Origin of the sequence: Streptomyces sp. NRRL F-6676 (assembly GCF_000725625.1) — a bacterium.
Lineage (GTDB): Bacteria > Actinomycetota > Actinomycetes > Streptomycetales > Streptomycetaceae > Streptomyces.
The window spans coordinates 88,320-111,600 of the sequence record NZ_JOHS01000016.1 but is presented as its reverse complement, the minus strand read 5'-3'; the positions used below and the strand labels follow the sequence as shown (position 1 = coordinate 111,600).

At 73.2% G+C, this 23,281-nt stretch carries 21 protein-coding genes; 15 read left to right on the top strand and 6 right to left on the bottom strand.

Annotated features, from left to right (window positions below; genetic code table 11):
• The first annotated feature begins 235 nt into the window (after positions 1-235).
• From IO29_RS13510 to IO29_RS13485, 6 genes are all read left to right on the top strand, one after another.
• Entirely contained in the window at positions 236-1,042 is an 807-nt protein-coding gene (locus tag IO29_RS13510; RefSeq protein ID WP_078618479.1) for a metallophosphoesterase family protein, read from the top strand.
• 140 nt (positions 1,043-1,182) lie between these two features.
• Positions 1,183-1,623 carry an SRPBCC family protein gene (locus IO29_RS13505; protein ID WP_030382255.1) on the top strand — a complete coding sequence of 147 codons (441 nt, stop codon included), beginning with the start codon at positions 1,183-1,185 and terminating at the stop codon, positions 1,621-1,623.
• Between the two features lie 280 nt (positions 1,624-1,903).
• Positions 1,904-3,106, top strand: a complete 1,203-nt coding sequence (locus IO29_RS13500) for an ArsA family ATPase (RefSeq protein WP_030382256.1) — start codon at positions 1,904-1,906, stop codon at positions 3,104-3,106.
• Between the two features lie 34 nt (positions 3,107-3,140).
• A complete protein-coding gene (locus IO29_RS13495; protein ID WP_030382257.1) occupies positions 3,141-3,662 on the top strand; it encodes a DUF5304 domain-containing protein in 522 nt (173 codons plus the stop codon).
• Between the two features lie 55 nt (positions 3,663-3,717).
• Positions 3,718-4,671, top strand: a complete 954-nt coding sequence (locus IO29_RS13490; protein ID WP_030382258.1) for an ROK family glucokinase — start codon at positions 3,718-3,720, stop codon at positions 4,669-4,671.
• Between the two features lie 111 nt (positions 4,672-4,782).
• Positions 4,783-5,541, top strand: coding sequence for an endonuclease/exonuclease/phosphatase family protein (locus IO29_RS13485; protein ID WP_030382259.1), 759 nt, complete (start codon positions 4,783-4,785; stop codon positions 5,539-5,541).
• 15 nt (positions 5,542-5,556) lie between these two features.
• On the opposite strand, the gene IO29_RS38910 is transcribed toward IO29_RS13485, so the two are convergent.
• Together IO29_RS38910 and IO29_RS13475 are read right to left on the bottom strand one after the other, a co-directional pair.
• Positions 5,557-6,336: a hypothetical protein gene (locus IO29_RS38910; RefSeq protein ID WP_030382260.1), complete on the bottom strand. Its 780-nt coding sequence runs from the start codon at positions 6,334-6,336 to the stop codon at positions 5,557-5,559.
• Positions 6,329-7,129 carry an alpha/beta hydrolase gene (locus IO29_RS13475; RefSeq protein WP_030382261.1) on the bottom strand — a complete coding sequence of 267 codons (801 nt, stop codon included), beginning with the start codon at positions 7,127-7,129 and terminating at the stop codon, positions 6,329-6,331. Before IO29_RS13475 ends, IO29_RS38910 begins: the two co-directional genes overlap by 8 nt.
• Positions 7,130-7,587: 458 nt before the next feature.
• On the opposite strand from IO29_RS13475, the gene IO29_RS13470 reads away from it, so the two are divergent.
• From IO29_RS13470 to IO29_RS13450, 5 genes are all read left to right on the top strand, one after another.
• A complete protein-coding gene (locus IO29_RS13470; RefSeq protein ID WP_030382262.1) occupies positions 7,588-9,081 on the top strand; it encodes an FG-GAP and VCBS repeat-containing protein in 1,494 nt (497 codons plus the stop codon).
• Positions 9,082-9,182: 101 nt separating this feature from the next.
• A complete protein-coding gene (locus tag IO29_RS13465; RefSeq protein ID WP_033226512.1) occupies positions 9,183-9,959 on the top strand; it encodes a lysophospholipid acyltransferase family protein in 777 nt (258 codons plus the stop codon).
• Positions 9,960-9,993: 34 nt separating this feature from the next.
• On the top strand, positions 9,994-11,271 hold the full coding sequence (gene macS / locus IO29_RS13460; protein WP_030382264.1) for a MacS family sensor histidine kinase: 1,278 nt from the start codon (positions 9,994-9,996) through the stop codon (positions 11,269-11,271).
• Positions 11,272-11,417: 146 nt separating this feature from the next.
• Positions 11,418-12,068: a response regulator gene (locus IO29_RS13455; RefSeq protein WP_030382265.1), complete on the top strand. Its 651-nt coding sequence runs from the start codon at positions 11,418-11,420 to the stop codon at positions 12,066-12,068.
• 140 nt (positions 12,069-12,208) lie between these two features.
• Entirely contained in the window at positions 12,209-13,237 is a 1,029-nt protein-coding gene (locus IO29_RS13450; protein ID WP_030382266.1) for a 6-phosphofructokinase, read from the top strand.
• Between the two features lie 178 nt (positions 13,238-13,415).
• Here IO29_RS13450 and IO29_RS13445 read toward each other — a convergent pair whose 3' ends face one another.
• Positions 13,416-15,320 (bottom strand): anthranilate synthase family protein, encoded by a 1,905-nt coding sequence (locus IO29_RS13445; RefSeq protein ID WP_051848688.1) that lies wholly within the window; start codon positions 15,318-15,320, stop codon positions 13,416-13,418.
• 319 nt (positions 15,321-15,639) lie between these two features.
• Here IO29_RS13445 and IO29_RS13440 point away from each other — a divergent pair, with 319 nt between their 5' ends.
• The 3 genes from IO29_RS13440 (at position 15,640) to IO29_RS13430 (ending at position 18,842) form a co-directional block, all read left to right on the top strand.
• A complete protein-coding gene (locus IO29_RS13440; RefSeq protein ID WP_106969893.1) occupies positions 15,640-16,866 on the top strand; it encodes a glycoside hydrolase domain-containing protein in 1,227 nt (408 codons plus the stop codon).
• Positions 16,867-17,037: 171 nt separating this feature from the next.
• A complete protein-coding gene (locus IO29_RS13435) occupies positions 17,038-18,393 on the top strand; it encodes a class II 3-deoxy-7-phosphoheptulonate synthase (RefSeq protein WP_030382269.1) in 1,356 nt (451 codons plus the stop codon).
• A 185-nt stretch (positions 18,394-18,578) separates the two neighbouring features.
• Positions 18,579-18,842 (top strand): (2Fe-2S)-binding protein, encoded by a 264-nt coding sequence (locus IO29_RS13430; protein ID WP_033226520.1) that lies wholly within the window; start codon positions 18,579-18,581, stop codon positions 18,840-18,842.
• A 58-nt stretch (positions 18,843-18,900) separates the two neighbouring features.
• On the opposite strand, the gene bfr is transcribed toward IO29_RS13430, so the two are convergent.
• The gene (bfr, locus tag IO29_RS13425) at positions 18,901-19,404 is read right to left on the bottom strand and encodes a bacterioferritin (RefSeq protein ID WP_030382271.1); all 504 of its coding nucleotides are present in this window, start codon (positions 19,402-19,404) and stop codon (positions 18,901-18,903) included.
• A 213-nt stretch (positions 19,405-19,617) separates the two neighbouring features.
• On the opposite strand from bfr, the gene IO29_RS13420 reads away from it, so the two are divergent.
• Positions 19,618-20,253: a sulfite oxidase-like oxidoreductase gene (locus IO29_RS13420; protein ID WP_030382272.1), complete on the top strand. Its 636-nt coding sequence runs from the start codon at positions 19,618-19,620 to the stop codon at positions 20,251-20,253.
• 22 nt (positions 20,254-20,275) lie between these two features.
• Here IO29_RS13420 and IO29_RS13415 read toward each other — a convergent pair whose 3' ends face one another.
• The gene (locus IO29_RS13415) at positions 20,276-21,148 is read right to left on the bottom strand and encodes a deoxyribonuclease IV (protein WP_030382273.1); all 873 of its coding nucleotides are present in this window, start codon (positions 21,146-21,148) and stop codon (positions 20,276-20,278) included.
• Between the two features lie 72 nt (positions 21,149-21,220).
• The gene (gene pknB / locus IO29_RS13410; RefSeq protein WP_030382274.1) at positions 21,221-23,188 is read right to left on the bottom strand and encodes a Stk1 family PASTA domain-containing Ser/Thr kinase; all 1,968 of its coding nucleotides are present in this window, start codon (positions 23,186-23,188) and stop codon (positions 21,221-21,223) included.
• Positions 23,189-23,281: the final 93 nt, after the last annotated feature.

Sequence of the window (23,281 nt, the reverse complement as noted above, 5' to 3'; positions counted from 1 at the left end):
CGGGTGCGGGGGAGCCCGGCGAACGCGGTGGCCGGAACCCTGGGCACGACTGGACTGCCCGGACGTTACCCGTCGGTATGGTTCCGGGACAGGGGGTCCCGGGGAGATGTTCGGTGTGTCACACGCCGTGGCGTCACCGGGATCACGGTAGTGCAGACAGGCGATAACCGGCCAGTAACCGACGGTTCGGTCCGCACTGTTCACCATGGCTCCGCGCCCCCTACCCTTGATCACCATGGCACGGACTCCCGGCGGTGACGGCAGAACTCCGACGACCAGGATCCACGTGGTCAGCGACGTGCACGGCAACGCGCGCGACCTGGCCCGCGCGGGGGACGGCGCGGACGCCCTGGTCTGTCTCGGCGACCTCATCCTCTTCCAGGACTACGCCGACCGCTCGCGCGGCATCTTCCCCGACCTCTTCGGAGTCGAGAACGCCGACCGCGTCGTCGCGCTGCGCACCGCCCGCCGCTTCGAGGAGGCCCGCGAGCTCGGCGCCCGGCTGTGGCGCGCGCTCGACGTCGACCGGACCACCGCCATCGAGACGGCGGTACGGAAGCAGTACGCCGAACTGTTCGCCGCCTTCCCCACCCCCACGTACGCCACCTACGGCAATGTCGACATGCCCACGCTGTGGCCGGAGTACGCCGGTCCGGGCACCCGCGTCCTCGACGGCGAGCGGGCCGAGATCGGCGGCCGCGTCTTCGGGTTCGTGGGCGGCGGACTGCGCACCCCGATGCGGACACCCTTCGAGATCGGCGACGAGGAGTACGCGGCGAAGATCGAGGCGCTGGGGGAGGTGGACGTACTGTGCACCCACATCCCGCCCGAGGTACCCGAACTCGTCTACGACACGGTCGCGCGCCGCTTCGAACGCGGCAGCCGGGCCCTCCTCGACGCCATCCGCCGCACCCGGCCCCGGTACGCGCTGTTCGGCCACGTCCACCAGCCGCTGGTCCGGCGGATGCGGATCGGCGGCACGGAGTGCGTGAACGTGGGGCACTTCGCGCGGACCGGGCGGCCGTGGGTGCTGGAGTGGTGAGGCCGTGGCCCCACCGTGACGCGGTGGTGGAGAGGCGCGGTGACCACGGGGTCGCCGCTGCGCGGTAGCCTTCCGCTGCACATACGTGCGCATCTGCGCACACCCTCCCTGACCGGACCGCATCTGGAGGAGCCACGGCGATGGCGGAACACACCAGCTCGAGCATCACGATCGAGGCGGCACCGGCCGATGTCATGGGGGTGATCGCCGACTTCGCCCGCTACCCGGACTGGACGGGCGAGGTCAAGGAGGCGGAGGTCCTCGCGACGGACGGGCAGGGGCGCGCGGAGCAGGTGCGCCTCGTGATGGACGCGGGGGCGATCAAGGACGACCAGGTGCTGGCGTACACATGGGGGTCCGGGCACGAGGTGTCCTGGACGCTGGTGAAGTCGCAGATGCTGCGGTCGTTGGACGGGTCGTATCTGCTGAGGCCGGAGGGGACGGGGGCGACGGAGGTGACGTACCAGCTGACGGTGGACGTCAAGATTCCGATGCTCGGGATGATCAAGCGCAAGGCGGAGAAGGTCATCATCGACCGGGCGCTCGCGGGGCTGAAGAAGCGGGTGGAGTCGGGGCGGTAGTTTTCCCGCCCCCGCCGCCCCTGCCCTTCCCGTCCCTTCAAGGGGCGCTGCCCCGTGGACCCCGGGGTGCGTATTCGGCTTGCGGCCGGTGGGGACTTCTCGCGCAGTTCCCCGCGCCCCTTTCGGGGCACGGTGGCTGCTCGCGCCCACCGCGGCGGAGCCGCGCAGACAACACAGCCCCGCGCCTTTGCTTTCAGGGGCGCGGGGAACTGCGCGATCAGCCACGACGCAGCCGCACTCGCCCACCCGCCCGCACCCCCGAGCTCTTAGGCGCCCCACCATGCGCACCCTTCTCCTCACCGGCCCCGGCGGCTCCGGCCGTACCACCGTCGCTGCCGCCGCCGCGCTCCACGCGGCCCGGCGCGGCAGCCGCACGCTGCTCCTCTCCGGCGACCCCACCGACACCCCCGGCGCCGCCCTCGGCACCCCGACCCACGCCACCCCCACCGCCGTCGGAGACGTCCCGGGCCTCACCACGTGGCGTCCGGACGCCGGCACCCGGTTCCGGGACGATCTCCTCGCCCTCCAGAACCGTGCCGCCTCCGCACTCGAACTCCTCGGTGCCGCCCGGCTGGACGCCGAGGAGCTGACCCCGCTGCCCGGCGCCGCCGAACTCGCCCTGCTCGGCGCCCTCCGCGACGCCGCGCTCTCGGACGCCTACGACCTGATCGTCGTCGACCTGCCGCCCGCCCCGCAGGCCCTGGCACTGCTCGCCCTGCCCGAGCAACTGCGCCGCTATCTGCGCCGGCTGCTGCCGCGGGAGCGGCAGGCCGCCCGCGCGCTGCGGCCGGTGCTCGGCCGGCTCGCGGGCGTCCCCGTCCCCACCGAGCGGCTCTACGAGGCCGCCGCCCGCTGGGACACGGCACTCGGCGCGACCGAGGCCGTCCTCGCCGACCCGGCCACCACCGCCTGGCTGGTCGCCGAACCCGGCCCGGCCGGCGCCGACGCCGTGCGCACCGCCACCACCGGGCTCGCCCTGCGCGCCCTGCGCCTGGACGCCGTGATCGCCCACCGGGTGCTGCCCGACCCCGGCGCCGACACCTGGCTCGCCGGCCCGGCCGCGCAGCAGCGCAAGACGCTGGAGGAGTGGCGGGAGACGTACGGCACCGCCGCCGTCCACCCCGTCCCGCACCTCGGGCACGACCCGCGCGGCACCGACGACCTGGCCGCGCTGCCGCTCCCGGTGCCCGCCCCCGGTGACCCGGTGCCCGCCCCGGTCGAGTGGCCGGTCACCGACGGGCCGGCCGAGGACGGCGACGGCCTCCTCGTCTGGCACCTCCCGCTGCCCGGCACGACACGGGACGAGCTGGACCTGGTCCGGCGCGGCGACGAACTCGTCGTCACCGCCGGCCGGTTCCACCGCATCGTCCCGCTCCCCTCCGCGCTGCGCCGCTGCACCGTGGTGGGCGCGGCGCTGCGCGAGGGCGAGCTGCGCGTCCGGTTCGCCCCCGATCCGGCGTTGTGGCCGGGGCGGTTCGGGTAACGTCGAAAGGACGATACGCAGTCAGGAGTCCGCCATGAGCGAAGAGCGCCGTCACTCCGGCGAAGCCGACGATGCCGTCTTCGACGCCGCTCGGGAAGCGGCGGAGACGGACCAAGGGCCGGACCTGCCCAAGGCCACCGACGCCGACGCCTGGGCCACCGCCACCGCCGAGGACCTCGCCGAGGAGCAGGCCCGCCGCAAGGCCCGGTACGGTGCGCCGCCCGGATCGGCCGCCGAGGAGCTGCGCCGGTTCGTCGACAGCGTCGCCGACCGGCTCACGGGGCTCCAGTCGCCGCTGCTCGGCGCCGCCGCCTCCGGTGCGGCCCAGCAGATGGTCAGCCAGGTGGTGCGCCAGGCCAGGGCGGTCGTGGAGCCGGTCATCGAACGGAACCCCGACGTCTTCGACCACCTCGCCGCCGCCGGCACCGAGCTGCTCGCCGCCTACCGCAGCGCCGTGCAGGCCCAGGAGGGCCGCTGGACCGCCCGTGACCAGGGCAGGGACCCCCGCGAGGACGACGAGGGGCCGGGCCCCGGCGAGCACATCGACGTGGACTGACAGCGCCCTCGGGTACGGTTGACCACAGCGGGGCTCGACCGGAACTGAGGGATTCATGGGACTCACCATCGGCGTCGACATCGGCGGCACGAAGATCGCGGCCGGCGTGGTCGATGAGAAAGGCAACATCCTTTCCACCTTCAAGGTGCCGACCCCCACCACACCCGAGGCCATCGTGGACGCCATCGCCGCCTCGGTGGAGGGCGCGCGGGCCGGGCACGAGATCGTCGGTGTGGGCATCGGTGCCGCCGGCTACGTCAACCGGCAGCGGTCCACGGTCTACTTCGCGCCGAACATCGACTGGCGGCAGGAGCCGCTGAAGGAGAAGGTCGAGGCCCGGGTCGGGCTGCCGGTCGTCGTGGAGAACGACGCGAACGCGGCGGCGTGGGGCGAGTACAAGTTCGGTGCGGGCCAGGGCCACCGCAACGTCATCTGCATCACGCTCGGCACGGGGCTCGGCGGCGGCATCATCATCGGCAACAAGCTGCGCCGCGGGCACTTCGGGGTGGCCGCCGAGTTCGGCCACATCCGCATGGTGCCGGACGGGCTGCTGTGCGGGTGCGGCAGCCAGGGCTGCTGGGAGCAGTACGCCTCCGGGCGGGCGCTCGTGCGGTACGCGAAGCAGCGGGCGAACGCGACGCCGGAGCGCGCGGACATCCTGCTCGCGCTCGGGGACGGGACGCCCGACGGCATCGAGGGCAAGCACATCTCCGTCGCCGCGCGGCAGGGGTGCCCGGTGGCGGTCGACTCCTACCGGGAGCTGGCCCGCTGGGCGGGCGCGGGCCTCGCCGACCTGGCGTCGCTGTTCGATCCGTCCGCGTTCATCGTCGGCGGCGGACTGTCGGACGAGGGCGACCTCGTCCTGGACCCGATCCGCAAGTCGTACAAGCGGTGGCTGGTCGGCGGCAACTGGCGGCCGGTGGCCGACGTCATCGCCGCGCAGCTCGGCAACAAGGCGGGCCTCGTCGGCGCGGCCGACCTGGCCCGGGAGCCCGACCCGATCATGTGACAAGGGGCTCCGCCCCTTGGACCCAGAGGGGCGCGGGAGAGGCTCGTGGGGGCGTCGGCGGGGGTGAGGAACCCCTCCGGCGCCGACCCCGCGCGGCGTATCTTGATCACCATGCCCACCACACCCCCGTTGCCTTCCTCCGGCACGGACCCCGACGGCTCCGCCGTCCTCCGCGCCCTCACCTACAACGTCCGCTCCCTCAAGGACGACACCGACGCCCTCGCCCGCGTCCTCACCGCCTGCGCCCCGGACCTCGTCCTCCTCCAGGAAGCCCCCCGCTTCTTCCGCTGGCGCAAGAAGATCGCCCGCCTCGCCGCCGCCTCCGGCCTCGTCGTGCTCTCCGGTGGCGGCACCGCCGCGGGCCCCGCCCTGCTGTGCTCCCTGCGCGCCACCGTCGAACGCACGGAGGACGTCCTGCTGCCGCTCACCCCCGGACAGCACCGCCGCGGCTTCGCCACCGCGGTCGTCCGCTTCGGCGGCGCCCGTCTCGGCGTACTGAGCTGCCATCTCTCGCTCCAGGAGCGGGAGCGGTACGAGCAGGGCGGGCTGCTCCTCGACCGGGTCGCCGCCCTGGGCACGCCGCACGTCCTCGCCGGCGGCGACCTCAACGAGCCCCCCACCGGCCGCACCTTCCGCCGGCTCGCCGCCGAGCTGCGGGACTGCCGGGAGACGGCGCCCTGGGGCGCGGAGGAGACCTGGACCCGTACGGAGCCGCACCGCCGCATCGACGCGCTCTTCGCCACGAAGGGCGTCGAGATCCTCGGCTGCGGGGTTCCGCTCGGTCACCCGGGGGTCCGCGAGAGCGACCTGAGGGCGGCCAGTGACCACCTTCCGGTACTGGCCGCCCTCAAGGTTCCGGCCGCGGGCTGAGCGGCGGGGCGCTCGTCAGACCACCGCGCCCCGGCCGGGGTCGTCGTCGTCCTCGTCGCCGGGGTGCATGCGTACGACGAGGGTGGCGCAGCCGCCGAGGAAACCGCCGATGCAGGCGGTGGTGAGCCACCAGGTCATGTCCCAGCCGAGCAGGACGGCGAGCAGGAGCAGGATCGGGCCGCCGACCGCGCCGAGCCAGGCGAACCGGGCGGTGGTGTCGGAGGCGGGCAACGGCGGCGGCTCCGGCGGCACGAAGTGCCCCTCGTCGTCGTCCCGGTCGGAACCACCCGGCGGCGAGTAGTCCCGCGGCCCCACCCCGGGCGCGAACGAAACGGACCCGCCCAACGGCGTCCCGGCCCCGGCTCCGCCGGCACCACCGGCCCGGCCGGAAGCCCCCGGCGCACCGGTCTCCCCGGACCCGCCGGGCCCCTCGGCCCCACCGGGCAGTCCCGTACCCCCGGCTCCGCCGGACGTGCCGGCCCTGCCCGGCTCCCCGGCTCCCCCGGACGTACCGGCCCCGCCGGTCGCGCCCGCTCCGCCGGGCGAACCCGTACCCCCGGCCCCGCCGGACGTGCCGGCTCCGCCGGACTCCTCCGGCGCGTCCGGTGGCTCCGGGAGGGGGACCTCCTCCACCGGGCGGAGCGGGCGTACCGGGCGGAACGGTTTGAATGGTTTCGTGCCGGGCGGGTCCGGCGGTTCCTCGCCGTAGCCCGCGACGATCGCCGCCCACGCGGCGTCCTCGTCGAGGGGGAGCCCTCGCTCCTCGGGCTCGTGGTCGGAGTCGTGCTCAGCCACCTACGGCCGTCCCTTCCTCGTGGTCGTGCCCCTCCCCGGGCGCGGACTCGGGCGTGAGACGGGCGACGAACGCGTGGCTCTCTTCGAAGATCCGGTCCGCGTCATGGTCCAACGTCGCCACGTGGTAGCTCTGTTCCAGCAGGACCTCGGTGACGTCCGTCGACGACACCCGGCTCAGCACGCGCGCGGAGTCCGCGGCCGGCACCACGTGGTCCCGCGTGCTGCGCAACAGCAGCAGCGGCTGCGTGACCTGCGGCAGCTCGCCGTCCACCCGGCGCAGGAAGGACCGCAGGGAGTGCGCCGCGTGCAGCGGCATCCTGTCGTACCCGACCTCCTCGCCGCCCTCCTTCGCGATGTCGCTGACGATCCCCTTCGTGCTCGGCACGAGGTACCGGGCCACCGGCAGGGCGTGCGCGGCGAGCCCGTGGACCTTGTTCGCGGGATTGACGACCACGACCCCGCGCACCGTGTCCCCGTGCTTCGCGGCCAGCCGCAGCGCCAGCGCCCCGCCCATGGAGAGGCCGAACACGAAGACGTGCGCGCAGCGCTCGCTCAGGACGCGCAGCTCGCGGTCGACCTCGGCGTACCAGTCGGGCCAGCCGGTGAGCTGCATGTCCTGCCAGCGCGTGCCGTGCCCGGGCAGCAGTGGCAGGGAGACGGTCAGATGACGCCGCGCGAGGTACTCCGCCCAGGGGCGCAGCGACTGCGGGGAACCGGTGAAGCCATGGCAGAGCAGCACACCGACCGGACCGCCCTCGTGGCGGTACGGCTCGGCTCCAGGGAGGACCGGCACGTTCGGTCTCCTGTTCGTCAGTAGGCGGACGGCAGTAGTTGGACGGCAGTAGGCGGACGGAAGTAGTCGGACGACAGTGGTCGGTACGGCGGTGGTAGGTACGGCGGTGGCAGGTGGGGAGCGGTCGGTACGGCGGTGTCGTTGCGGCGAGGAACACTGTGTTCGGCAGTACGAGGGCCGCCGGCCGGCCGTTCGGAGATCGGCGGCCGGGTGGCGTACTTCACCGTACGCGACCGCACTGACACCGACCAGGGCCGTCGGACCCCCCACCGCGGACGCGTCCCCCCACCACGGCGAACTCCGCACCGGGCGGAGGCACTTCGGCCCGCGCCCCGCGCCCGCCACGGTTACGAAGCCATGACATCCGGACGTACAACGGGAGGCGCCCGGACCGCGTCGAACTCACTGAACGCGGGATTCCGCGTCCCGGACCCGACCGATCCGAAAGGTTCCCCCACATGACCCGAGCACAGCGCCGGACCCGTACCACGCGTCTCACCGCACCCCTGGCAGCCGCCGCGCTGCTCGCCGGGGGACTCGGCGCCGTCGCCCTGTCCGCCGGCTCCGCGCTGGCGGCCCCCGCCGCCGCGTCCGCCGCCGCGCAGGACGACTTCAACGGCGACGGCTACGCCGACCTGGTCGTGGGCGCCCCGGACGCCACGGTCTCCAGCGCGGCCAAGGCCGGCTACGTGGCCGTCACCTACGGCTCCGCCGACGGCGTCTCCACCGCCCACAAGCAGGTGATCAGCCGCTCCACCGCCGGCGTCCCCGGCTCCGCCACCGCGAGCCAGCGCTTCGGCGCCTCCTTCGCCAAGGGCGACCTGGACGGCGACGGCTTCAGCGACCTGGTGATAGCCGGCGGCAAGGCCGGCTCCGTCGTCCTGTGGGGCTCCGCCTCCGGGCTCACCGGCGGCACGGCCCTCGCCGGGTACGGTGCCTCCCCGCAGACCGGCGACTTCGACGGCGACGGCACCACCGACCTCGCCCTCTTCTCCGCCCAGTCCCTCGGCGGCGACGACCCCGAGGGCGCCCCCGCCGCCCTGTGGAAGGGCCCCGTCTCCCGGGCCGGCAAGCCCACCGCCGTCCTGCCCCTCCTCGACAAGTCCCTGTGGTGGGGCTACGAGGAGGACGACGCCTCCTGCGAGACCGGCGGCGGCTGCGAGGACGGCCCGTCCTCCATCACGGGACCCGTCGCCTCCGGCGAGGTCGGCGACGTCAACGGCGACGGCAAGGACGACATCGTCCAGTGGGTCTACGGCGGCGACGGCGTCTGGGGCAACCGGCTGCTCCTCGGCGGCGGCAACGGCTTCACCCGTGGCTGGGTGCCCGGGGAGGACACCGGCCGCGACACCGGCACCGGCATCGGCGACGTCAACAACGACGGCTACGACGACGTGGTCGTCGGCCGCGACGGCTGGAACGACAAGGTCCGCGTCGCCTTCGGCTCGGCCTCCGGCCTGTCCGAGGACAACGTGCAGTCCTTCGACCAGAGCCTGCCCGGCTTCCCGGGCGCCGAGGAGGAGGGTGACGCCCTCGGCGCCACCGTCTCGGTCGGCGACGTCACCGGTGACGGATTCGCCGACATCGCGCTCGGCCTGCCCGGCGAGGACGTCGGCGACGTCGAGGACGCCGGTTCGGTCGCCCTGCTGCCGGGCAGCGCCTCCGGCGTCACCGGCACCGGCGCCCAGACCTTCCACCAGAACACCAAGGGCGTCCCCGGAGTCGCCGAGGCCGGCGACCGGTTCGGCGTGAGCAGCGCCCTCCTGGACGTGAACGGCGACGGCCACCTCGACCTCGCCGCCGGCTCCACCGCCGAGAACGGCGAGAACGGCGCCGTCTGGGTGCTGCCCGGCACGGCGAACGGCCTCACCGCCACCTCGTCCGTCGCCTTCGGCGCCGGCGACCTCTCGGCGCCCGCCACCAAGGCCCACTTCGGGGCGTTCCTGCGCTGAGCGGACCAGCAGTCGACGGTGGGGCGGCCGGGTGCCGCCCCACCGTCATGTCCGGGCACATCGTTTAAGGTCTGTTCGAGGACACGGGAGGCACTCGGTTGTTGTACGGCGCGATGAAGGTCACCGTCGGGGGCACGCTGAAGCTCGCCTTCCGGCCCTGGGTGGAGGGCCTGGAGCACGTGCCCGCCGCGGGTCCGGCGATCCTGGCCAGCAACCACCTGTCCTTCTCGGACTCCTTCTTCCTCCCCGCGGTCCTCGACCGCAAGGTCACCTTCATCGCCAAGGCCGAGTACTTCACCACCCCCGGCGTCAAGGGACGGATGACCGCCGCCTTCTTCAAGGGCGTCGGCCAGCTCCCCGTCGACCGCTCGGGCGCGCGCGGCGCGGGCGAGGCCGCCGTGCGCAGCGGCATCGAGGTGCTGCGCCGCGGCGAACTGTTCGGCATCTACCCGGAGGGCACCCGCTCGCCCGACGGCCGGCTCTACCGGGGCAAGCCCGGCGGCCTGGCCCGTGTGGCACTGGCCACCGGCGCGCCCGTGCTGCCGGTCGCGATGATCGACACGGAGAAGATCCAGCCGCCGGGGAAGGTGATGCCCAAGCTGATGCGCCCGGGCATCCGCATCGGCAGGCCGCTGGACTTCCGCCGCTACCAGGGCATGGAGCACGACCGCTTCGTCCTGCGGGCGGTGACCGACGAGGTCATGTACGAGATCATGCGGCTCTCCGGCCAGGAGTACGTCGACATCTACGCGACCGCCGCCAAACGGCAGCTCGCGGAGGCCGCCAAGGCGGAGAAGCAGGCGCAGGCGCAGAAGCAGTCGGAGAAGACGGAGCAGCAGGGGCGGGGGACCGACGACGGGGCGCGCCCCGGGTCGTAGCCGCGGGCCGCGGCAGGGCAAGGGGTGGGGGAGCATGCCGAAGCGCGTGAAGGTCATGAGGATGTCGGTCGAGCAGCCGCTGTGGCGCGCGCTCACCGGTTACCGCGTCCTGACGATGCTGTACGCCGTGGGGCTCTTCCTCACCGCGTACGGCCAGTTCCGGCGGCCCGGTCTGGCGATCGGCTACTTCGCCGTCCTGGTCGTGTGGACCCTGGCCACCCTGCCCAGGGTCGCGGGCGCGGTGCACTGCACCAAACGGTTCCTCGCCGCCGATCTGGCCGTCGCGCTCGGCGGCATCCTGCTCACCCCCCTCGCCGACGCTCACCACCGCGTCGTCGAGGGCGGCCCGACGCTGCCCTCGATATGGACCGCGGGCTCCGTCCTGGCGTACGCCATCAAGGGCGGCTGGCGCTGGGCGGCCTTCGCCTCCACGCTGGTGGCCGCCGCCAACCTGGTCGAACGCGGCGCCCCGACCCGGGACACCGTGCACAACGTCGTCCTCGTCTGGGTCGCCTCCATCGCCATCGGCTATGTCGTCGAGGTCGCCCGCGCCTCCGAGCGCACCCTCGCCCGCGCCCTGGAGATCGAGGCCGCGACCCGCGAACGGGAGCGGCTCGCCCGGGACATCCACGACGGCGTGCTCCAGGTCCTCGCCATGGTGCAGCGGCGCGGCACCGCGCTCGGCGGCGAGGCGGCCGAGCTCGGCCGGCTGGCCGGCGAGCAGGAGGTGGCGCTGCGCTCCCTGGTCACCGGTGGCCCCAGCCCCGTCTCCCGGCTCTCCGAGGACGCCGCCGAGGGCGCGCTCGTACGGCTGGTGCAGGAACCGGACGAGGGCCCGGGCGACGGAGCCGACGGCCCGCGCGAACCGGTCGACCTGCGCCCCCTCCTCACCCCGTACGCCGGTGCCCGCGTCACCCTCTCCGAGCCGGGCGCGCCCGTGCCGCTCGCCCCGGCCGCCGCGCGCGAGGTGGCCGCCGCGGTCGGCGCCGCCCTGGACAACGTACGGCGGCACGCGGGGGAGGGGGCCAGAGCCTGGATCCTGGTCGAGGACGAGCCGGACGAGATCGTCGTGACCGTACGGGACGACGGCCCCGGCATCCCCGAGGGCCGGCTCGCCCAGGCCGAGGGGGAGGGCCGGCTCGGCGTCGCCCAGTCGATCCGGGGCCGGCTGCGCGACCTCGGCGGCACGGCCGAACTGCTCTCGGTTCCCGGACAGGGCACCGAAGTCGAGATGAAGGTACCGAAACGCGCACCGGGCACAGCGGCCGGCGCACGCGCACAGGACGTACGGGGGAAGGCGGAACAGCGATGAACGAGCAGCGGGACACGCAAGGCACGCGGGACACGCAGGACACAGGGGACACCCAGGACGCGCGGGACACCGGCACGACCGGGGAGCCGGCCGGCGGGGGACCGGCCGGGGGTGGTGCGGGCGAGGGCGGCGGACCGATCCGGGTCATGGTGGTCGACGACCACCCGATGTGGCGCGACGCCGTCGCCCGCGACCTCGCCGAGTCCGGCTTCGACGTCGTCGCCACCGCGGGCGACGGCGAGCAGGCCGTGCGCCGGGCCCGGGCCGCCGCGCCCGACGTCCTCGTCCTCGACCTCAACCTGCCCGCCAAGCCCGGCGTCCAGGTGTGCAAGGAACTGGTCGGCGCCCGCCCCGCCCTGCGGGTCCTGGTGCTCTCGGCCAGCGGCGAGCACGCGGATGTGCTGGAGGCGGTGAAGTCCGGCGCCACCGGCTACCTGGTCAAGTCCGCGTCCACCGAGGAACTCGTCGACGCGGTGCGCCGCACGGCGGCCGGCGACCCCGTCTTCACCCCCGGGCTCGCCGGGCTCGTCCTCGGCGAGTACCGGCGCCTGGCCGCCGAGCCCGCCCCCGCCCCGGACGCCGGCGACGCCGCCCGGGCGCCCCGGCTGACCGAACGCGAGACCGAGGTGCTGCGGCTCGTCGCCAAGGGGCTGAGCTACAAGCAGATCGCCGAACGCCTCGTCATCTCGCACCGCACTGTCCAGAACCATGTGCAGAACACCCTGGGCAAACTGCAACTGCACAACAGGGTCGAGCTGGTCCGGTACGCCATCGAGCGAGGTCTGGACGGTTCCTGACCGCCTTTCGGCCGCCTCTCGACCACTTCGCGGCTGCTTCCGAGTGATTCACCGGAATTGACCGTCCCGTGCATGCCGAAGTGACGTGGGTCACCATTAGCGTGACCCGCATCAGGCAACCGCGGCGAAGGGACACTGTCATGCGGGTAGGAGTACTGACCGGGGGCGGCGACTGCCCCGGGCTCAACGCCGTCATCCGGGGCATCGTCCGCAAGGGCGTGCAGGAGTACGGCTACGACTTCGTCGGCTTCCGGGACGGCTGGCGCGGTCCCCTCGAGGGCGACACCGTCCACCTCGACATCCCCGCCGTGCGCGGCATCCTGCCCCGCGGCGGCACGATCCTCGGTTCCTCCCGCACCAACCCGCTCAAGCAGGAGAACGGCATCCGCCGTATCAAGGACAACCTCGCCAAGGAGGAGATCGACGCGCTCGTCGCGATCGGCGGCGAGGACACCCTCGGCGTCGCCGCGCGCCTGGCCGACGAGTACGGCATCCAGGTCGTCGGCGTCCCGAAGACCATCGACAACGACCTGTCCGCCACGGACTACACCTTCGGCTTCGACACCGCCGTCAACATCGCCACCGAGGCCATCGACCGGCTGCACACCACCGCCGAGTCCCACATGCGGGTGCTGGTGGTGGAGGTGATGGGCCGGCACGCGGGCTGGATCGCCCTGCACTCGGGACTCGCCGGCGGCGCCAACGTCATCCTCATCCCCGAGCGGAGATTCGACGTCGAGCAGGTGTGCGCGTGGGTGACCTCGCGGTTCAAGGCGTCGTACGCGCCGATCGTGGTCGTCGCGGAGGGGGCGCAGCCGCGGGACGGCGACATGGTGCTCAAGGACGACTCGCTGGACTCCTTCGGGCATGTGCGGCTGTCCGGGGTGGGGGAGTGGCTGGCGAAGCAGATCGAACGGCGGACGGGGAAGGAGGCGCGGACGACGGTGCTGGGGCATGTGCAGCGCGGGGGGACGCCCAGCGCGTTCGACCGGTGGCTCGCCACGCGGTTCGGTCTGCACGCGATCGAGTGCGTGCGGGACGGGGAGTTCGGGAAGATGGTCGCGCTGCGGGGCACGGACATCGTCCGCGTCCCCATCGCGGACGCGACGTCCCGCCTCAAGACGGTCGACGCGGCGCTTTATGAGGAGGCGTCGGTCTTCTTCGGCTGAGGGGGTGTTTTCGCCCCCGCCGCCCCTACCCTTCCCGTCCTCAAGGGGCTCCGCCCCTTTGACCCCATTGCGCAGTTCCCCGCGCCCCTGACAGGGGCGCGGGGAACTGCGCATCTTTTGGGGGTCCGGGGGCTTGCCCCCGGGTTGGGACGGGAAGGGGCGGCGGGGGCGGAAGAACTCAGGGCCGGACCCCCTCCGCCACCCCCGCCAGCAGCTCGCGCACGACCGCCGCCCCGTTCACCGTCAGCACCGACTCCGGATGGAACTGCACCCCCGCGAACCCCGGCCCCCGCACCGCGTGCACCTCCCCGTCCGCGGACCGGCTCACCTCCCCCCCCCGCCCCGCCAGCTCCCGCACCGCTCCCTCGTCGCCCCGCGCCACGAAACTGTTGTAGAACCCCACCGTCTCCTCCCGCCCGAACAGCTCGATCCCCACCTGCGCCCCCTGATACGGCACCCGCTTCCGCCCCACCGGAAGCCCCAGCTCCGCCGCGATCAGCTCATGCCCGAGACACACCCCCAGCACCCCCCGCCGATGCCCCCGCAGCACCTCCCGCGTCAGCCCCCGCAGGAACCGCATCTTCGGATCGGCCGGGTCGGAGGGGTCCCCCGGGCCGGGGCCCAGCACCACCACCCCCTCGTGCGCGAGCACCGCCCCCCGCAGCCCCGCCTCGTCGTAGCGCCGCACCGTCACCCCGAACCCCGACGACCGCAGCAGATGCGCCAGCATCGAGGTGAACGTGTCCTCCCCGTCGACGACCAGCGCCTGCCCCCGCGACGCCGCCACCGGCTCCCGCATCCGCAGCCAGAACGGCGCCAGCGCCCCCCGCCGCCCGTCCAGCGCCGCCCGCACCCGCGGATCGTCGGCCAGCCGCGGCCGTACGGACTCCTCGCGCGGCCGCCCGGGGCGCACCCCCAGCGCCGCCAGCACCCCCGCCGCCTTCGCATGCGTCTCGGCCACCTCGCCCGCCGGGTCCGAGCCGCGCACCAGCGTGGCCCCGACCGGCACCCGCAGCCGCCCGTCCGCCGCGATGTCGGCGGTGCGGATCAGGATGGGGGAGTCCAGCGTCTGCGCACCCCCGGCGTCCCGCCCGAGCAGCGCCAGCGCCCCCGCGTAGTAACCGCGGCCGCCGGCCTCGTACCGCTCGATGACCCGGCAGGCGTTCTGCACCGGCGAACCGGTGACGGTCGCCGCGAACATGGTCTCCCTCAGCACCTCGCGCACGTCCAGCGAGGAGCGCCCGCGCAACTCGTACTCGGTGTGGGCGAGATGAGCCATCTCCTTCAGTCGCGGCCCGATCACCACCCCGCCCATGTCGCCGACCGTGCACATCATCTTCAGTTCCTCGTCGACGACCATGGAGAGCTCCTCGATCTCCTTGCCGTCGGCGAGGAAGTCCAGCAGATGCTCCGGGGTGGGACCGCCGGCCGGATAGCGGTAGGTGCCGCTGATCGGGTTCATCACCACCGTCCCGCCGGACATCCGGACGTGCACCTCGGGGCTCGCGCCCACCAGCGTGCGCTCGCCCGTGTGCACGACGAACGTCCAGTAGGCGCCCCGCTCGCCCACCAGGAGCCGGCGGAACAGCGCCAACGCGTCCGCCCGCCCGAAGCCCTCGATCACGCCCTCGTACGTCCGCCGGATCACGAAGTTGGCGCCCTCGCCCCGGCCGATCTCGTCCCGGAGCACCCGCCCGACGATCCCGGCGTACTCCTCGTCACCGACGTCGAAGCCGCCGCCCGCCACCCGCACCTCGTGCCGCGGCAGCCGCGCCAGCGCCGTCTCCAGGGGGAGTACATGCCTCTCCTCGGGGACGAGGACCAGCAGCGGGGTGCCGTCGTCCCGTACGTCGAACCCACGTTCGCGGATCTGCCGGAACGGGACGAGGGCCAGACCCTCCTCGGGCAGCCCGGCCAGGCGCTCGCGGGCGGTGACCGGGCCGCGCAGCACCTCGACGGTGTCGTGGTCGTGACCGGGGGTGCGCCGGCGCAGCAGCGCGAACGGCCGGTCGTCGGTCAGCAGGGCGGACAGGTCGTACGAGCCGGTCGGGTCGTACGAGCCGGGCAGGTCGGGCAGGTCCATGGGGTCGGTTCCTCTTCAGTGGGAGGAACGGCCCGGCGGTCGCGAAACGCCGAAGGCCGCCCCTCGGGCGGCCTTCGCGGAGTTCAGTTGCGTACGCGCGATCAGTGGGCCGCCGAGGGAGCGGTCCACCACCACATGCGGTGTACGTGCGCGAACATGGCGTGCACCCTACCCGATACCGGCCCGTCGCGGCAGCGGCGCTCGTCCGGCGCGGCGGCGCGCCGCCCCGGACGGCCCAGGCGGGCGGTCACCGCGGTTTCGCGGCACGCCGGTTGTTGGAAGGACGGCGAGCACACCTGCTCACCGGAGGTCCGTCCCCGTGCGCACCATTCCCAGCTCCCCCTTCCCGCGGAGTGCGGCGCGCCGCACCGTCCGCACGCTCGCCGCGCTCACCGCGGCGGTCGCCGCCCTCGGCGCCGCCACGGCCGCCCCCGCCGGGGCCGACGACGGCAGCACCCGCATCAGCTACCGCGGCCACACCTTCACCGTCCCCGCCGACTGGCGGGTCGTGGACCTGGAGGAGGAACCGACCGCCTGCGTCCGCTTCGACCGGCACGCCGTCTATCTCGGCACCCCCGGCGAGCACCAGGACTGCCCGGCCCGCGTCCTCGGCCGCACCGAGGCCCTGCTCGTCCAGCCCGTGGAGGCGACGGCGTCCGAGCGCTCGATCACCGAGAACTCCACCTCCCGCACCTACCGCGCCACCGCCGAGCGGATCTCGGTGACCGCCGCCTACGGGCAGGACCGCGCGGCGATCCGCCGCATCCTCGACGGAGCCGGTCTCTCCGCGAGCGCCGCCCGCGCCGAACCCTCCGCCGGGGTCCCGGCCGCGCTGCCCGCCGACGCCACCGCCCACCGCGGCCGGGGCTTCGACGCCTGCACCGCGCCCAGCCAGTCCTCGATGGACGCCTGGAAGGACGACTCCCCGTACAGCGCCGTCGGCATCTACATCGGCGGCGTCAACCGCGGCTGCTCGCAGGCCCGGCTCACCGCCAAGTGGGTGAGCAGCCAGTACGCGGCCGGCTGGCGGTTCCTGCCGTTCTACGTCGGCCCCCAGCCGGCCGGCGGCAGCTGCGGCAGCGCCTGCACCGCCCTGACCAGCCCCACCGCGCAGGGCACCGCCGCCGCCGACGACGCCGTCCGCCAGGCCGCCGCGCTCGGCCTCGGCAAGGGCACGGTCCTCTACAACGACATCGAGGCCTACCCGCGCTCCACCGCCGTCACCGACCAGGTCCTCACCTATCTCAAGGCCTGGACCGAACGGCTGCACACGCTCGGCTACCGCTCCGGCGCCTACGGCAGCACCGCCTCGCTCGTCACCGACCTGGTCGCGCACGCCACCCGGACGACGCTGCCCGACGTGGTGCACTTCGCCCACTGGAACGACGAGGCGGTCACCACCGACGCCGCTCTCCCCGCCCAGCTGTGGTCCGCCCACCAGCGCGTCCACCAATACGCCGGCAACCGCACCGAGACCCACGGCGGCGTCACGATCAACATCGACCGCAACCAGCTCGATGTCGGACCGTTCACCGACGAGCCGTAGAGCCGCGTGGAGCCGGGTGGAGCCGGGTGGAGCCGTAGAACGGTGCCCACGGTCCCCACCGGGCCGCCGCGTTCGGTCGCCATGGCGCTTTCGGCCATCGATCGAGCGCGGCCCGTCTCACGTGATGGGCGAGTGACGGACACCCGCGCACGACCCCGTAAAGTGCAGGGGGTGACCGTGAACGCTGATTCCCGAAGCGTCGCCGCTCAGGCGACATGGCGAGACCTGCCCGCGGCGCAGCAGCCCGAGTACCCCGACACCGAGGCTCTGCGCGCAGTGATCGCGGACCTCGAGTCGTATCCCCCGCTCGTTTTCGCGGGCGAGTGCGACCAGTTGCGCGCCCGGATGGCGGCTGTTGCCAGGGGAGAGGCGTTCCTCCTCCAGGGCGGCGACTGCGCGGAGTCCTTCGACGCGGTGTCCGCCGATCACATCCGGGCCAAGCTGAAGACCCTCCTCCAGATGGGCGCCGTGCTCACGTACGCGGCCTCCGTGCCGGTCGTGAAGGTCGGCCGGATCGCCGGCCAGTACTCCAAGCCGCGCTCCAAGCCCACCGAGACCCGCGACGGCGTCACGCTGCCGACCTACCGCGGCGACTCCGTCAACGGCTTCGACTTCACCGAGGCCGCCCGCGTCCCCGACCCCGAGCGGCTGAAGCGGATGTACCACGCCTCGGCCTCCACACTGAACCTGGTGCGCGCCTTCACTACCGGCGGCTACGCCGACCTGCGCCAGGTGCACGCCTGGAACCAGGACTTCGTGCGCTCCTCGCCCTCCGGGCAGCGCTACGAGCAGCTGGCCCGCGAGATCGACAGCGCGCTGAACTTCATGCGGGCCTGCGGCACGGACCCGGAGGAGTTCAAGACCGTCGAGTTCTACTCCTCGCACGAGGCGCTGCTGCTCGACTACGAGTCCGCGCTCACCCGCGTCGACTCCCGCACCGGCCGGCTGTACGACGTCTCGGCGCACATGGTGTGGGTCGGCGAGCGCACCCGGCAGCTGGACCACGCACACATCGAGTTCGCGTCGAAGATCCGCAACCCGATCGGCATCAAGCTCGGCCCGTCCACGACGGCCGAGGAGGCGCTCCAGTACATCGAGCGCCTGGACCCCGAGCGGGAGCCCGGCCGGCTGACGTTCATCGTCCGCATGGGCGCCGACAAGGTGCGCGACAAGCTGCCCGAACTGGTGGAGAAGGTCACCGCCTCCGGCGCGACCGTCGCCTGGATCACCGACCCGATGCACGGCAACACCTACGAGGCGGCCTCCGGCCACAAGACCCGGCGCTTCGACGACGTGCTCGACGAGGTCAAGGGCTTCTTCGAGGTCCACAAGGGTCTCGGCACCCACCCGGGCGGCATCCATGTGGAGCTGACCGGCGACGACGTCACCGAATGCGTGGGCGGCGGCGACGAGATCTTCGTCGACGATCTGCACCAGCGCTACGAGACGGCGTGCGACCCCCGGCTCAACCGCAGCCAGTCGCTGGACCTGGCGTTCCTGGTCGCGGAGATGTACCGGGACCAGTGAGCCGGATTCCGCTTACCGGTCGGTGAGCGTTTCTCGCGGCGGTGGGGCGCGGATCACACAGGATCCGCGCCCCTTCCGCTTTTGCGTCCCCGGGGTGACGGTTAAGGTAGTTTGCCTCACCGAACGACCGGGCATCCCGGCAACCGGTACGGCATGAAACCGAACCCGGCCGGGAGGTGACCCGCGTGTACGTATGCAGCTGTTTCGGCGTGACCGAAGAGCAGATCAAGCGGCACGCGGAGAGCGGGGCCTGCACCCCGCGCCAGATCGCCTCGCAGTGCAAGGCGGGCACGGACTGCGGCGGCTGCGTACGGCGCATTCAGGCGCTGCTGGGCCGGGGCGGCTGCCCCCGCCGCGAACTCCTCGACCAGGGCCGCGCGGCCCTCGGCGACCTCCCGCCGCGACCGGTGACGGACGACGGTCCCGCGCGGCTCCCGGACGCGGCCTGAGCGGCTGCCGGGTGCGGCCCGAGCGGGGCGGGGCGCCGCGGAACCGTTCCGGCAGGCCTCAGTGCGCGCTCGGGTCCGACGCGTCCGGTTGGACCTGCTCGATGACCGTCGACAGGTAGAGCGACTCGCCCAGCTTCTCGATCAGGTCGAGCTGGGTCTCCAGGTAGTCGATGTGGTGCTCCTCGTCCGCGAGGATCGCCTCGAACACGTTGGCGGACGTGACGTCCCCCTTGGAGCGCATCAGCTCGATGCCGCGGCGCAGCCGGTCGATCGCCTCGACCTCGATCTGCTTGTCGGCCTCGAACATCTCGGTCACGCTCTGGCCGACCCGGACGTGGAACAGCCGCTGGTAGTTGGGCAGTCCGTCCAGGAGCAGGATGCGGTCGGTGAGCAGCTCCGCGTGCCGCATCTCGTCGAAGGACTCCGACCGGGTGTACCGCGCGAGCTTCGTCCACCCCTTGTGGTCCTGGAGCTTGGCGTGCAGGAAGTACTGGTTGATCGCGGTGAGCTCGGCGGTGAGCTGCTCGTTGAGGAATTCGATGACCTCGGGGTCGCCCTGCATCGGCGGGCTCCTTCCGGAAAGGCGTTCGGGCAGGTTGCGCCGCATGATTGCACCGATCGCGAAGATCATCCAGTAAGTAGGCACTTAGTAAGCCTGGCCATACTTGGGGATGATGAATGGCGTTTGATGGCGATTGGTGGCGATTGAAGGTGATGTGCCCTGATTCGGTCTCCCGGGTCATGGGTACCGTGCCCGGTCTGTCAGGATGGAGGCATGGGTCAGCCGGTGGAAAGGGACACAGGAGAAGCGGCACAGCAGCCCCCGCTTCCGCCGGGGCAGCGTCTCCAGCGCGGCTGGCCGGTGACCCACTACGGTCCGGTCCCCAGGTTCCGCCCCGAGCGCTGGGAGTTCCGCGTCTTCGGCGCCACCGCCGACGGCGACAAGCACTGCTGGAACCACGAGGAGTTCACGGCCCTGCCGTACTCCACGGTCGTCGCCGATCTGCACTGCGTGACGAAGTTCAGCATGCTCGGCGCGGAGTGGGGCGGGATCCCGGCGCGCACGGTCCTGGAGTGCGCGCCGCCCGCGCCCGCCGTCACCCATGTGATGGTCTGGGCGGAGTACGGCTTCAGCTCGAACATGCGGCTGTCCGACTTCGCCTCCGAGCGCGCGCTCTTCGCCACGCACAAGGACGGTGAGCTGCTCACCGCGGAGCACGGCTTCCCGCTGCGGCTGATCGTGCCGCACCTGTACGCGTGGAAGGGCCCGAAGTGGGTGCGGGGGGTGGAGTACATGACCGCCGACCGTCGCGGCTTCTGGGAGGAGCGCGGCTACCACAACGTCGGCGACCCCTGGAAGGAGCAGCGCTACTCCTACCAGGAGCAGCCGGGGGAGGGCCCGGAGCTCTGAGCCGCTCCGGGTTCCGGGATTCTCAGCCCTCGCGGAGCTTCTTGAGCCGGGCGACGTCCGCCGTGTGGCCCTCCTTGCCGCCGGGCGTCTCGATGACCAGCGGGACGCCCTCGGTGGCGGGGTGGGTCATCAGCGCGCGGAACGGGTCCTCGCCGATGTGCCCGTCCCCGATGCCCGCGTGCCGGTCCTTGTGGGCGCCGACGACGTCCTTGGAGTCGTTGGCGTGGATGAGCTTGAGCCGGCCGGGGCCGACGGTCTCCACCAGCAGGTCGAGGGTCTGGTGGGCGCCGTGCGGGCCGGTCAGGTCGTGGCCGGCGGCGAAGACGTGGCAGGTGTCCAGGCAGACGCCGAGGCGGGGGTGGGCGTCCAGGGCGTCGAAGTACGGGCCGAAGTCCCAGGTGCGGGAGCAGAGCGAGGCGCCCTGGCCCGCGGTGGACTCCAGCAGCAGATACGGGTCGTCGTCGTGGTCCAGCTCCTCCAGGAGCGGGAGCAGCCGCTCGCGGACCTGCTTGAGGGCGACGGCGCGATCGCGGCCGCCGGTGGCGCTGCCGGTGTGGACGACGACGCCGAGGGCGCCGAGGGCGCGGGCGCGGCGGAGGGAGTGGCGCAGTGACTCGACGGAGCGTTCGACGGTGGCCTCGGTGTGGGAGCCGAAGTTGATCAGGTACGGGGCGTGGACGTACGCGGGGATGCCGTGCGTGGCGCACGCCTCGCGGAAGGCCTCGTCCTCGCGGGGGCTGCCGGTGGGGGTGGCCCAGCCGCGGGGGTTGGCGACGAACACCTGGACGGCCTCGGCGGCGAGGTCGTGGGCGTAGGGCAGCCCTACGCGGTGGAGACCGCCGGCGACGGGGATGTGCGCGCCGATGGGGTTACGGGGTGAGGGGGATGCGACCACGCCTCAAGGGTCGCACGCGCTTTTCCCCGCCCCCGCCGGGGCGAGGAATCCTCCGCGCACCTCCGGCCAGGGTCAGCCCAGCTTGATCGTAATTTTCGAGCCGTACGGCGCCTTCTCGCCGCCCTTCACCGACTGGCTCTTCACCGTGTCCCCGCCGAACAGATCCAGGAACCCCCGGTCCTCGTCGACCTCGAACCCCGCCGCCTCGAGCGCGTCCCGCGCGTCCCCCGCACTCGAACCGACGACATCCGGCACCTCCACCCGCTTACGCCCCTTGGACACGGTCACCGTCACCGTGTCGCCCTCGGCGACCTTCTTCCCCGCGCCGGGCGACACCGCCGCCACCTGCCCCGCATCGAACTCGGACGCCACCCGCCGCTCGGCGACCTTCACCTTCAGCCCGGCGTCCGTCAGCTCCTCCCGTGCGTCCTGGAGCGAGGACCCCGCCACGTCCGGCACCTCCACCGCACGCCCCCGGCTGACGGTGAGCGCGATCGCGGACCCCCCGTGCCGCTCGGTCCCGGCGTCCGGGTCGGTCCCGACGACCCGGCCCTTCGGCACGTCCTCGCTGAAGGCACGCGTCACCATGCCCGCGGCCAGCCCCTCCTCCTTCAGCTTCGCCCGCGCGTCCGCCAGGGTCTGCCCCTTGAGGTCCGGCACCTTCACCGTCTCCGGCCCGTCGGACACCGTCAGCGACACCGAGTCGTGGCTGCGGATCCGCGCCGCCGGCGCGGGGTCGCTGCTGATGACCCTGCCCTTGGCGACCGTGTCGCTGTACGCGTGTTCGATCTTCCCGACGTCGAGCCCGGCGTCGTCGAGCTGGTCCCTGGCCTGGGCCTCCGTCTTGGCGAGCACCGGCGGCACCTTGGTGAACTGCCCCGAGTTGATGTACCAGACGCCCGTGCCGACGCCGAGCACCAGCAGTACGACGGCCACGACCGCGACGAGCCCCCGCCGCGACCGCGGTCTCCCGCCGCGGCGGCCGGGCGCGGGCGGCACCGGCGGACTCTCCAGCCGGCTGGTCCGGTTCTCCCCGCCGCCGTCGAAGCCGCTCCCCACCTCGCCGGCCTCGTTCACCAGCAGCGGCCGCACGACCGTCAGCGCGCGCGGGATCACGCTCGTACGGTCCTCGGCGTTGTCGTGCCCGCCGGACCCTGCCGCCAGCGCCCCCGGCGGTACCGCGTCCAGCCGGGCGGGGTCGAGCGCGGAGCGCACCCGCAGCACCTCGCCGAGCAGCGCGGCCGCGTCGGCCGGGCGCAGCTCGGGGTTGCGGGCGGTGGCGGAGAGGACCAGCTCGTCCAGCTCGTACGCCATCCCCGGGACGACGGCCGAGGGCGGCGGCACGTCCTCGTGGAGGTGCCGGTAGAGCACCTGTGCGGGGGTGTCCCCGGAGTGCGGCTTGGCGCCGGTGAGCATCTCGTGGAGCAGTACCCCGCACGCGTAGACGTCGACCCGGGGGTCGGCCGTGCCGTGCTCGATCTGCTCGGGGGCGAGATAGGAGACCGTGCCGAGGACGGCATCGGTGGTGCTGGTCACCGTGTCCACGGCCCGGACCAGGCCGAAGTCGGCCACCTTGACCCGGCCGTCGTCCCCTATGAGGACGTTCTCCGGCTTCATGTCCCGGTGCACGAACCCGGCCCGGTGCGCGGCGCCGAGCGCGGCCAGCACGGGCTCCAGGATGTCGAGGGCGGCGCGCGGTCGCAGCGCCCCGCGCTCGCGCAGCACGTCACGCAGGGTGCAGCCGGCGATGTACTCCATGGCCAGGTACACATACGACCCGTCGGTGCCCTGGTCGAACACCTGGACGACGTTCGGGTGGTCCAGGCGCGCCACGGACTTCGCCTCGCGGATGAACCGCTCCACGAAGGAGCCGTCGGCGGCGAGCGAGGGGTGCATCACCTTGAGCGCGAGCACCCGGTCCAGGCGGGTGTCCAGGGCCCGGTACACCGTGGCCATCCCGCCGGCGGCGATCCGCGCGTCCACGCGATAGCGGCCGTCGAGCACCTGCCCGACGAGGGGGTCCTGAAGGGTCGTATCCACGCGAGCGAGTCTACGAGCCCCCACCGACACTCCTTACGGCCCCGCAGAACCCGGTACGGGACCGCAGCACACCTGTGACGTGCACGGAGGAAC